Genomic DNA, 6000 nt, shown 5'->3' on the forward strand with positions numbered 1-6000 from the left:
ACAAATTATCATTCAAATGCTTTTTCTCATCAACATTTCTATATACACATCTTACCCTACGATCGACGGACTGACTATGCACAATCCCTACAAAAAAATCACTTTCTTTTCGTTACTTTGTACAATAGCAAGGCCAGACGTACCAAAACTGCATGATTAAACGTTCTAACATCCAGTCCCGTCTCGTTCTTGAACTTATCCAACCGATAAAGCAGCGTGTTCCGATGAATATATAGCTTCTTCGCTGTTTCACTGACATTACAGTCTAATGTAAAGAAATGCTCCAGCGTCGTTACTGTCTCACTATCCAAAACATGATCTGTGCCGCGGAGCACCTGCTCGAGAAATTCCGTCTTCTCTTCTTCCTCAATGAGATGCAGCAGCTTCTCAAGACGCAGTTCCCAACGCAGATGAATAAAGCTGCCTACGTGGAAGGATCGGCCCAACATGATCGTCTCGCGTAGCTTGAGCACAGTGGCTAACATAGACTTCGCAGGCTTCATAGGGTAATCAATGGCTAAATGGCATTCGCCAACCCATTCATTCGCCAGCATTTCATACAAACCTGAGCCTAAGGCATCTAGTGTCTGCTCAACACTCTCTTCCTCGTCTCCATCTCGCTCTTCGCTGCCGCTGGTAATAAGAACTTCAGGGGCTAAAATCAGCCACTCCTTCTCTAGCAAAGGAATAAGAATAATTTCCGCTTCAAAAAACGATTCCAACAGCTTCTTGAGCTCTGTGTAAGAAACCCGTTGGTTCTGCGGATAGTCGCCATACAACAATAAAGGAATTTTAGTGGAATACAGCGATGATTGCGAAGCAAGCGCATCCGGCAACTCAGCATGGCTCGTACCGCGTTCCATTTGAAGCAGCAGCCATTCTCTTAACTGGTTCGACTTCCTTTCATCTTCCGACAGATAGGAACCGAATTGCTTTTTTTCCAACGTTTGTTTGGATTCAATCGTGAGTTCAACTAGCTTGCGTTCTGATGCAGACAGCTTACTCCCATCAACTTGCAGGACACGAACCTCTCTATGCTCTTGAGAAACAAAGAAAAGAACCTCTTGGCCTCGATTAACACTTCGACTGAATCCTTCCTGACGCTCTCTCTGATCCTCCACAAGCTGGTGCCAATCGGACTCAGGTATCAGGCTTATCTGTACTGGCGACTGTAAAACCGCTTCCAATCGCTCCTTAACATGCTCCCAAATCATCTGCCTTCACTCCTTATTACCTATAGCATCTTCTATATCTATCTCTCTATTGTACCATATATAGGCCCACTCCTGTGAATCGTATAAGAAACCCTCCTGTCATAAATGACAAGAGGGTCCACATGAATAAGTACTATTTGATTACGCGGCGAGCTGTTACGTAGTGATCCGCCCACCATTCTTTATTAATCGAAGTGAATTTGACGCCGCCTTCACCATACGTATGAATCATCATGCCATTGCCAACATAAATACCGACATGTCCAATCTTTTTACCGGAATCAGGCGTTGTAAAGAACACCAAATCGCCCGTTTGCAAATTGCTTTTGCTAACAAAAACGCCTTCCTTAGCTTGATCACGGGAAACACGCGGCAACGTAATGCCGTATGCATTAAACACTGTTTTCGTAAAAGAAGAGCAATCCATTGTCTTCGTTTGACCGTACTTTGCACCGAACACATATGGCGTTCCAAGATATTTTTGAGCCGTTAGGATTAACTCAGCTTTCAAGCGATCCTTAGAGGAAAGAATGCTTCTTCCGCCGATAAAGCTGCTCTTAAGGTCACTTACATTGCGAGTGACGACTTCGTCTTTGCTCTGGGATGCCATGACCATTTTCCCTTGGCCCACATAGATCCCAGCAAACGTTGGCTTCGAACCACTGCCAAAGAACAAGACGTCACCTGGCTCAGCTTTATCTATTTTCGTGATTTTCGTCGCTTTCATAGCGAATTGACCTGCTAGCGTTCTAGGTACGTTATAATTTAACGTTTCATAAACGTAATAAATTAGTCCTGATGAATCAAACCCTGCAGATGGTGTTTCATCACTTTTGGAGTAATCTACGCCAACCATTTTTTTAGCCAAAGAAACGGCATCCATATCATCATTTGCAGCATAGGCAGAAACAGCCGTTGTAGCTGATAATGCGATTGTGATCGCAGCAGTAATTCCTAGGGTACGGTGTACAAGACTCTTTATCATGGTATTTCCTCCTGAGTGGGTTCTAGGTGTATTGGGTAAAATGGAAAACTTCGCAGTTGCTAGTACAAGATTACCATGGTAATGAAAAGACTTTCATTCCTAAAATATTTCCTATCAACCATGACATTGGCAATGATGCCAATTGTTTCATTCCTCTGAGAGTTTCGTTTCCAGCCTCATATTCTTTGAGGATTTGGAAATAATTGTAGTAGAGGTGATAAGCATGAAAGATCATAATCATTATCCAACCTATGATGTCATGGAAGAAAGCCAAGCGTGGGATACACACACCAGATCCATTGTGAACGCTCGACTCGTTCGTGAGCATGCTTACGGTTATTTAACATTCGTTGAGGCCGAAACCCTTCGGGCGTGGTGTTCGCTGCTTATGGACGATCATCGCGGAGAAATCATTCAATATGTCATTAACCATATTGATCAAGTATTATCGGACAATAAAGGTGAGGGCCACCGCAAGGTAGGCATACCTCCAATTCGCGTGCTTATACGTCAGGGTCTAAAGGCGATTGATGAAACGGGATGGCTCGCGAACAGTCAGCCTTTCTTTCAATTAGATGAAACGAACCAACGGAACATTATGCTCCAAATCGGTGACAACAGCTATCCAACAACGAAGAGCTGGGATGGCATACCTCCAAAAGTCTTATTTCAAAAGCTGCTTCAGCTAAGTGTAGAAGCTTACTACGCACATCCCTTGGTTTGGTCCGAAATTGGTTTCGGAGGACCTGCCTATCCTCGCGGATATACGCTTAACAGCCCTGGCCAATTGGAATCCTGGGAGGCTGCGAAACAATCATGAAGTGGCGCTATGAAAATGAAACGGTGGACATTGTCATCGTAGGCGCAGGTGCCGCAGGAGGGGTTCTAGCCAAAGAGCTTAGCGAAGCTGGGCTCGGCGTGGTCGTCTTGGATGCAGGGCCTTGGCGTGATCCTGAGAAGGATTTTGCAAGTGATGAACTAAGTATGAAAAGCTTAGCTTGGCAGGATACACGCCTTGTTGACGCTGTCCAGCCCTTCGTTACTGGTAAGCATCAATCCGGCATGGGGGTTGGTGGTGGCACCCAGAACTTTACAGGTGTTTTTCTACGTTTTCATGAATCTGATTTCAAAACAAAGGCCATAGATGGCGTTGGCGAAGATTGGCCCATTCATTACAAAGACTTGGAGCCCTACTACACGAGAATCGAAAAAGAAATCTCCGTATCTGGCCCGAAGCATTTCCCTTGGGGAAACTTTCAAGGTCCATATCCCTTCCCAGCCCTTGATGCCCTCAGTCCCAATGCGCAGTTATTTCACAAAGGCTGTAAGTCGCTTGGTATTCAATCTGCTACGACACCTTTAGCGATCCTTTCTTCCCCGTTAGAAGGGCGCTCAGCTTGTACGAACCGCGGTTTCTGCCTTCAGGGATGCATGACTAACGCGAAATTCAGCACCTTAATCGTACATGTTCCTAAAGCGGTTCAAGCAGGCGCAGAGATACTCCCAGCGTGCAGAGTCACTCAAATCGAAGTAAATGAATATGGACACGCCTGCGGGGTTCTATTTGTCCATGATGGCATTACTTATCGTCAACGAGCTAAAACCGTCATTATATGTGCCCATGTTGTTGAAACGACTCGCCTGCTGCTTCATTCCGCCACACCGCAATTTCCTGATGGCTTAGCCAATTCCAGCGGTTGGGTAGGCAGATCGATTATGACGCATAGCAGCAACGACGTTTACGCCAAGTTCGAAGAGGAAGTCCGATTGTATAAAGGAACGCCTGTACTGGCTACTACCCAGGATTTCTATGAAACAGATCCACGCAGAGGCTTTGTCCGCGGCTATACCTTGCACGCTCACGGCTCCAGGCCGATTGAGATGGCCGAAGGGATCAGTAAGGCCACAGAGGCTCCTTTATGGGGTTCGTCCTTTAGACATGCTATGCAGGAGTACAATTTCTATGGTCGTCTTAAAATGGTAGGAGAGGTCCTGCCGGCTTGGCATAATCACGTTGCACTTTCGGAGGAAAAAGATCAGTATGGCATGCCATTGGCTTCATTGACCTTCAATTATGGGGATAACGATCTGAAACTCCTTGATCATGCCGTTGAAAATATGAAGCTCATTCTTCGCGCTGCCGGTGGCAAGATTGCTTATGTCGTTCCCGATACACAACATCTGATGGGTGGATGCCGAATGGGGAATAACCCCACGACATCCGTAGTTAATTCTTACGGTCAGAGTCATGATATACCGAACCTGTTCATCTGTGATGCCAGCCTATTTGTCACCTCCAGCGGAAGTAATCCCACGCTTACCATAATGGCGCTAGCCGCGCGTACAGCCGATTACATTATTGACCTTGCAAGCTCCTGATTGATATTCTTAACAGAAGCATATGAATGGAAGGAGCCCGTGAACCAAATGGCTATTGCAGAATTCACAATTATCCCTATCGGAACAGCAACAACGAGCCTGAGCAGCTATGTCGCTGATCTCCATAAAGAATTGGAACGTCATGCCGACATCCGTTTTCAAATGACACCCATGGGTACCATCCTGGAAGGTCCCCTAGATCGTTTATTCGAGGTCATCCGTGGTGTCCACGAGGTTCCCTTCTTGAATGGCGCTGCGCGCGTATCCACGTCCATTAAGATCGATGATCGCCGCGACAAGCCCGCCTCCATGGAACAAAAAATGCAGTCTGTCGCAGACAAACTCTGAACAGCAAAAAAGCATCCTGTTGTAGGATGCTTTTTCTTTATATATAGAAACAAAAAAAGACCTCTCGGTCTTGTACGTTTGCTTATAAAAGTGAGTCATGTAGGATTCGAACCTACGACACCCTGATTAAAAGTCAGGTGCTCTACCAACTGAGCTAATGACTCGTAGGGAAAATGGAGGCTGATGGATTCGAACCACCGAACTCGAAGAGAGCAGATTTACAGTCTGCCGTGTTTAGCCACTTCACTAAGCCTCCAGATACGAGATACCCGTACTGCCAAAGCAATACAACCATCTCAATGGCTTTGGACGGAATCGAACCGCCGACACGAGGATTTTCAGTCCTCTGCTCTACCGACTGAGCTACAAAGCCAAATGATTATTTATAGCATGTCCAACATTAATTGTTAAAGAAATGGCGGAGCTGACGGGATTCGAACCCGCGGTCTCCTGCGTGACAGGCAGGCATGTTAGGCCACTACACCACAGCTCCATGCTACAAAAAGGTTAAACCATAAAAATGGTGCCGTCGAGAGGACTTGAACCCCCAACCTACTGATTACAAGTCAGTTGCTCTACCAGTTGAGCTACAACGGCATAAAGATGGTGGAGGCTGACGGGATCGAACCGCCGACCCTCTGCTTGTAAGGCAGATGCTCTCCCAGCTGAGCTAAGCCTCCATCTGGTGTTTTGGTTTTATGGTAGCGGCAGAGGGGCTCGAACCCCCGACCTTACGGGTATGAACCGTACGCTCTAGCCAGCTGAGCTACGCCGCCACATAAAAGTGTATATATATTTGGAACTGGCGGAGAGAGAGGGATTCGAACCCTCGCACCACTTACGCAGTCTAACCCCTTAGCAGAGGGTCCCCTTATAGCCACTTGGGTATCTCTCCAAGATATATATACGATTCAGGAATAGTATTCCCTGAAAACTAGATACGAAACTCAACGTAAGTATTTCTCTTAGGAATTTGGTTAAGCCCTCGACCGATTAGTATTCGTCAGCTGCATACGTTACCGCACTTCCACCTCGAACCTATCAACCTCGTCGTCTACAAGGGGTCTTACATAC

5 protein-coding genes, 8 tRNA genes and 1 rRNA gene are annotated in these 6000 nt (G+C 46.3%); 3 read left to right on the forward strand and 11 right to left on the reverse strand.

Annotated elements, in window-relative coordinates:
* Positions 1-98: 98 nt before the first annotated feature.
* Both AC58UX_RS25310 and AC58UX_RS25315 read right to left on the reverse strand, forming a co-directional pair.
* Entirely contained in the window at positions 99-1214 is a 1116-nt protein-coding gene (locus AC58UX_RS25310; RefSeq protein WP_497257878.1) for a PucR family transcriptional regulator, read from the reverse strand.
* 133 nt (positions 1215-1347) lie between these two features.
* The gene (locus AC58UX_RS25315) at positions 1348-2199 is read right to left on the reverse strand and encodes a C40 family peptidase (RefSeq protein ID WP_497257880.1); all 852 of its coding nucleotides are present in this window, start codon (positions 2197-2199) and stop codon (positions 1348-1350) included.
* A 223-nt stretch (positions 2200-2422) separates the two neighbouring features.
* On the opposite strand from AC58UX_RS25315, the gene AC58UX_RS25320 reads away from it, so the two are divergent.
* The 3 genes from AC58UX_RS25320 to AC58UX_RS25330 are packed head-to-tail and all read left to right on the forward strand — an operon-like array spanning position 2423 to position 4926.
* The gene (locus AC58UX_RS25320; protein WP_497257882.1) at positions 2423-3019 is read left to right on the forward strand and encodes a gluconate 2-dehydrogenase subunit 3 family protein; all 597 of its coding nucleotides are present in this window, start codon (positions 2423-2425) and stop codon (positions 3017-3019) included.
* Complete coding sequence (locus tag AC58UX_RS25325; RefSeq protein WP_497257884.1) at positions 3016-4578, forward strand: GMC family oxidoreductase; 1563 nt, start codon at positions 3016-3018, stop codon at positions 4576-4578. Before AC58UX_RS25320 ends, AC58UX_RS25325 begins: the two co-directional genes overlap by 4 nt.
* Before the next feature lie 48 nt (positions 4579-4626).
* The gene (locus AC58UX_RS25330) at positions 4627-4926 is read left to right on the forward strand and encodes an MTH1187 family thiamine-binding protein (protein ID WP_497257886.1); all 300 of its coding nucleotides are present in this window, start codon (positions 4627-4629) and stop codon (positions 4924-4926) included.
* A 91-nt stretch (positions 4927-5017) separates the two neighbouring features.
* Here AC58UX_RS25330 and AC58UX_RS25335 read toward each other — a convergent pair.
* The 9 genes from AC58UX_RS25335 to AC58UX_RS25375 all read right to left on the reverse strand — a co-directional run.
* Positions 5018-5090, reverse strand: a tRNA-Lys gene (locus AC58UX_RS25335).
* A gap of 10 nt (positions 5091-5100) precedes the next feature.
* Positions 5101-5182: transfer RNA gene (locus AC58UX_RS25340), tRNA-Tyr, on the reverse strand.
* A gap of 44 nt (positions 5183-5226) precedes the next feature.
* Positions 5227-5299 (reverse strand) — tRNA-Phe (locus AC58UX_RS25345).
* Between the two features lie 43 nt (positions 5300-5342).
* Positions 5343-5419, reverse strand: a tRNA-Asp gene (locus tag AC58UX_RS25350).
* A 28-nt stretch (positions 5420-5447) separates the two neighbouring features.
* A tRNA-Thr gene (locus tag AC58UX_RS25355) sits at positions 5448-5523 on the reverse strand.
* A gap of 7 nt (positions 5524-5530) precedes the next feature.
* Positions 5531-5606 (reverse strand) — tRNA-Val (locus AC58UX_RS25360).
* Between the two features lie 19 nt (positions 5607-5625).
* Positions 5626-5702, reverse strand: a tRNA-Met gene (locus tag AC58UX_RS25365).
* 27 nt (positions 5703-5729) lie between these two features.
* Positions 5730-5821 (reverse strand) — tRNA-Ser (locus AC58UX_RS25370).
* A 78-nt stretch (positions 5822-5899) separates the two neighbouring features.
* Positions 5900-6000, reverse strand: a 23S ribosomal RNA gene (locus AC58UX_RS25375); the annotation flags it as partial.

It is taken from the genome of Paenibacillus sp. J22P90 (assembly GCF_059692195.1).